Here is a 4,324-nt window from a genome sequence, read left to right on the forward strand (position 1 = left end):
CGAGAGGACCGGAACCATTCCGGCACCGCCCGGCGTGAAGACGAGGAAGAGCGAGACGGTGGCGAGGACGACCAGGACCGTGTTGACGACGGCCCTGCCGCGCGTCACGAACAGCGGCCGGAACGGGTTGGGCTTCGCCCCCTTGTCCGCGACGGCCTCCGTCCACTCCTCGGCCTCCGGCAGCGCGCGCCGCATCCACAGCGCGATGGCGATCGGGATCAGACCGATGTAGAACATCCACCGCCAGCCGAGCGACGGCACCACCCAGTTGTAGACCTGCGCGGCGAGCACCGAGCCGACTGAGAAACCGGAGATCAGGAAGCCGCTGGCCCGGCTGCGGAGCCTCGCCGGCCAGCTCTCCATGACGTACGTGGCGCTGGCGCTGTACTCACCGGCCATACCCATGCCGATGGCGAGCCGGGCGGCGAACAGGCTCTGGTAGTTCCAGGCGAATCCGCAGGCGAAGGTGCCGAGCGAGTACAGCAGGATGCTCAGGATCATGGAGAACTTGCGGCCGTACCGGTCGCCGAGGGCGCCGAGCACCGCCCCGCCGAGCCAGCGGGTGATGAACGCACCGGAGATCAGGCTGGCGGCCTGCACCGTGCTCAGGCCGAAGTCGTCACTGATCTCGGTGAGGACGAGCGTGATCAGCACGAAGTCGAAGCCGTCGAGGACATAGCCGATCCAGGCGGCCAGGAACGACTTCCACTGGGTACCGCTCACCTCGCGGTACCAGGGGAGCGTGGGGGGTGTTGTGGTGTGCACGGTGACTCCAGGATGCGGGACGGCACTCGCCTTTGAGCGGCCGGTCCGCGTGGTCGGGAGGGATCAGGGCCGGATCATGCCTGCGACGAAGCGGGCGGTCAGGGCGGTGGGGGCGGTGATGGCCGTGCCGACGACGACACTGTGGGCGCCGCGGGCCAGGGCTTCGGCGGCGTCCTCGGGGGTGTTGATACGGCCTTCGGCGACCACGGGGACATCGATCGCGGCGCAGAGCGCGGCGACCAGGTCGAGATCGGGGCCGGTCTGCTTCGGCGTGCCGGGCACGTAGCCGGAGAGGGTGGTGGAGACGAAGTCCGCGCCCTGCGCGGCCGCCGTGCTGCCCTCGGCGAGCGTGGAGACGTCGGCCATGACCAGGGCGCCCGCCGCGTGGACCGCCGCGACCAGCTCGGCGAAGGTGGAGCCGTCGGGACGCGGCCGGTCGGTGGCGTCGGCCGCGACGACGGCGGCGCCGGCCTCGGCGACGGCCAGGGCGTGCCGGACGGTCGGGGTGATGTAGACGCCGACGTCACCGTCCTTCCACAGACCGATGACCGGCAGATCCACGGCCTCGACGATCGCGGCGACGACCTCCGGCTCGTTGGCGCGGATCGCGGCGCCGCCACCGGCGACGGCCGACTGCGCGAGCCGGACGAGGGTGCCCGTCTCCCGCATGGGGTCGCCGGGAGGTGCCTGACAGGACACGATCAGCTTGCCCTGGAGGGAGTTGGCCAGTTCCTGTGCGGTCATCGAGGGGCTCCCGGGTGGTGGAGGGGAAGGGTGGTGGTCAGGGCGGCGGCGCCGAGTACGGCCGCGTCGGCGCCGAACAGCGGTGGCTCGGGTACGAGCCCGCGCAGCGGCGGCATCAGCTCCGCGGTGAAGGCCGCGGCCAGGGCATCCCCGTACAGCGGGCCGATCCGCGGCACTCCGCCGCCGACGACGACCCGGTCCGGTCCCAGGGCGTTGGCGAGCCCGCCGAGCACATGGCCGGTGGCGGCCGCGCCGGTGGTGATGGCGCGGACGGCGGCCGCGTCGCCCCGCGCGGCACGAGCGGCGACGGTTTCGAGCCGGTCCACGGGGGAGCCGGTCAGCCGCTCGTAATGGGCGGCGATGCCGGGTCCGGAGGCGATGACCTCCAGATGCCCGGTGGCGCCGCAGGTACAGGGCAGTCCAGCCGCCTCGGGGCTGGGCAGATGGCCGATATGCCCGGCGACACCGGCGACGCCGTGCAGCATCCGCCCGTCGACGGCGACGGCACCGCCCACCCCCGTACCGATGGCCGCGAACAGCAACGATCCGTGTCCCGTCGAACCGTGACCGGGCTCCGGGGCGTTCAGCGCCGCCAGTTCCGGTCCGGCCGTGGCCCGTACGTCGTTGTCGCACGCCACCGGGGACCCGGTACGGTCCGCGAGTCCGGCGCCCAGCGCGGTGCCCGCCCAGTCGCGGATGGCGTCGGTGGCACTGGTGACCATGCCGGTACGGGGATCGACGACCCCGGCGGCGGCGACGCCGATCGCCGTGGCCAGCCGTCCCGGATCGACGGTGACGGCGGCCTCGGCGAGCGCGTCCAGCACGGCCGGCGCGCCGTCCCGGGCCGGGGTGGGCCGGGTGTGCCTGGCCAGGACCGCGCCGTCCGCGCCGAAGAGCGCGGCGGCGATCTTCGTACCGCCGAGATCGAGGCCGATCACGGCGGCGCCGGTCCCGGCGTACAGGGGCGCGGAGTTCATCGGACCGGCGGCAGACCGGCGGCGCGCAGGCGCTGGGCGACCAGGGCGACCGACTCGGCACTCAGCTGGATCTGCGGGAACGCGGTGTCGCCGCACTGGATGATGCCGAGCAGCTGGAGCGCCGCCTTGAACGAGCCGAGCGCCGAGGAGCTGCGGCCCATGTCCGCCTCCGGCCCGACGTCGACCATGCCGAACAGCTCGACGAGCCGCTCCTGCTCCTTCGTGGCGAGCGCCCAGTTCCCGTCCCGCGCGGCGTCGTACAGCCGGACATACCCGGCCGGGTCGACATTGCCGATGCCCGGTACGACACCGTCGACCCCGGCCAACAGGGCCGCGTCCACAGTGAGTTCGGAACCCGTGAGTACGCTGAACTGTGGTGCGGGGCCCTCCTTGCGGCCGTCGCGGCCGCCCAGTTCGACGAGCAGTCGGCGCAGCCCGCCCTCGTCGCCGCTGCTGTCCTTGAGCCCGGCGAGGGTGCCGTCCTCGGCGAGTTCGCGGACCAGTGCGGCGGAGAGCTTGCTGTGCACGGCGACCGGGATGTCGTACGCGAACAGCGGCAGGTCGACCGCCGCGCGCAGCCGCCGGAAGTGCTGGGCGATCTCCTTGCCGTGGGTGCGGGTGTAGAACGGCGCGGTCGCGACCAGCGCGTCCGCACCCAGCTCGGCGGCGGACCTGGCGTGCTCGATCACGCGTGCGGTGGTGGTGTCGATGACACCGGCCAGCACCGGCACCCGGCCGTCGGTCACGTTGACCACGGTCTCCAGCGTCGTGGCGCGCTGTTCATCGGTGAGGTACGCGACCTCACTGGTGGATCCGAGCGCGAACAGTCCGTGCACACCACCGCCGATGAGGTGCTCGACGAGCCGGGCGAGAGACGCGGTGTCGACCTCCCCCTGGGGGTCGAGCGGGGTGCAGACCGGCGGGACGACGCCGTGCAGGGGTGCGGTCAGAGACATGGTGAGGGCTCCAGCTTGGTCGATGCACCGATCCGTGGCCCGAAGCGGCTGCACGGAGCAAGACATGAGACGTAAGATGTCCTATGTCTGGCCTCACCTTAAACAGATGTCCCTGTGACCGGTCAAGGGGCAATCGCACCCCAGGAGGACGTAGTGGCGCGCCCCACCATGGCTCAGGACATAGAGCGTCGGCTCAAGGAACTGATCCTGGAACGCGGACTCGGCCCCGGCGACGCGCTGCCCACCGAGACGGAACTGATGGGGCTCTTCGGCGTCGGCCGGGTGTCCGTGCGCGAGGCCCTCAAGGCGCTCCAGGCCGTCAATGCCGTGGAGATCCGCCGCGGCTTCGGCACCTTCGTCGGCTCGCTCTCCCTGTCGCCCTTCGCCGAGGGGCTCGCCTTCCGGGCTGCTGTCCGTCACCGGCAGGGCGAGCCGGGTCTCTTCGAGCTGATGAAGGTGCGGGAGGCGCTGGAGACGGGCCTGGTCGGCGCCGTCACGGCCGGCATGTCCGACGAGGATCTCGACGTGCTGCGCGGCCTCGTGGCGACGATGGAGGCGGAGGCGCGCCGCGACGGCCGGGTGGCGCGCGGCACCGACCGCGCCTTCCACCTCGCGCTCTACGCCTCACTCGACAATCACCTGCTCAGCGAGGTGCTGGACGCCTTCTGGGCGGCCATGGACCGGGTGCGCGAGGACCTCGACGACAGTCATCAGGACCCGGTGACCACCTGCGCCCAGCACCGCGAGATCGTCGCCGCGGTCGCGGCGGCCGACGGCGAACGCGCGGTACGCGCCATGCGCACCCACTTCGACGGCATCCGCACCCGTCTCGAACCGTCACCGGTCCCTTGACCGGGCAGCCGAGGCGCTGAGGGGAGGGTG

At 72.2% G+C, this 4,324-nt stretch carries 5 protein-coding genes; 1 reads left to right on the forward strand and 4 read right to left on the reverse strand.

What is annotated here, in order from left to right; translation table 11 throughout:
- From ACFU8Q_RS39610 to ACFU8Q_RS39625, 4 genes are all read right to left on the reverse strand, one after another.
- A partial coding sequence (locus ACFU8Q_RS39610; protein ID WP_384464522.1) for an MFS transporter occupies positions 1 to 765 on the reverse strand: 765 nt, incomplete at its 3' end.
- Positions 766 to 828: 63 nt separating this feature from the next.
- Positions 829 to 1,509: an N-acetylmannosamine-6-phosphate 2-epimerase gene (locus tag ACFU8Q_RS39615; RefSeq protein WP_384464525.1), complete on the reverse strand. Its 681-nt coding sequence runs from the start codon at positions 1,507 to 1,509 to the stop codon at positions 829 to 831.
- Positions 1,506 to 2,486, reverse strand: a complete 981-nt coding sequence (locus tag ACFU8Q_RS39620) for an ROK family protein (protein ID WP_384464528.1) — start codon at positions 2,484 to 2,486, stop codon at positions 1,506 to 1,508. Before ACFU8Q_RS39620 ends, ACFU8Q_RS39615 begins: the two co-directional genes overlap by 4 nt.
- Complete coding sequence (locus ACFU8Q_RS39625; protein WP_384464531.1) at positions 2,483 to 3,442, reverse strand: dihydrodipicolinate synthase family protein; 960 nt, start codon at positions 3,440 to 3,442, stop codon at positions 2,483 to 2,485. Before ACFU8Q_RS39625 ends, ACFU8Q_RS39620 begins: the two co-directional genes overlap by 4 nt.
- Positions 3,443 to 3,595: 153 nt before the next feature.
- On the opposite strand from ACFU8Q_RS39625, the gene ACFU8Q_RS39630 reads away from it, so the two are divergent.
- The gene (locus tag ACFU8Q_RS39630) at positions 3,596 to 4,294 is read left to right on the forward strand and encodes a FadR/GntR family transcriptional regulator (RefSeq protein ID WP_384464534.1); all 699 of its coding nucleotides are present in this window, start codon (positions 3,596 to 3,598) and stop codon (positions 4,292 to 4,294) included.
- Positions 4,295 to 4,324: the final 30 nt, after the last annotated feature.

It is taken from the genome of Streptomyces sp. NPDC057543, from assembly GCF_042801895.1.
Taxonomy (GTDB): Bacteria; Actinomycetota; Actinomycetes; order Streptomycetales; family Streptomycetaceae; genus Streptomyces.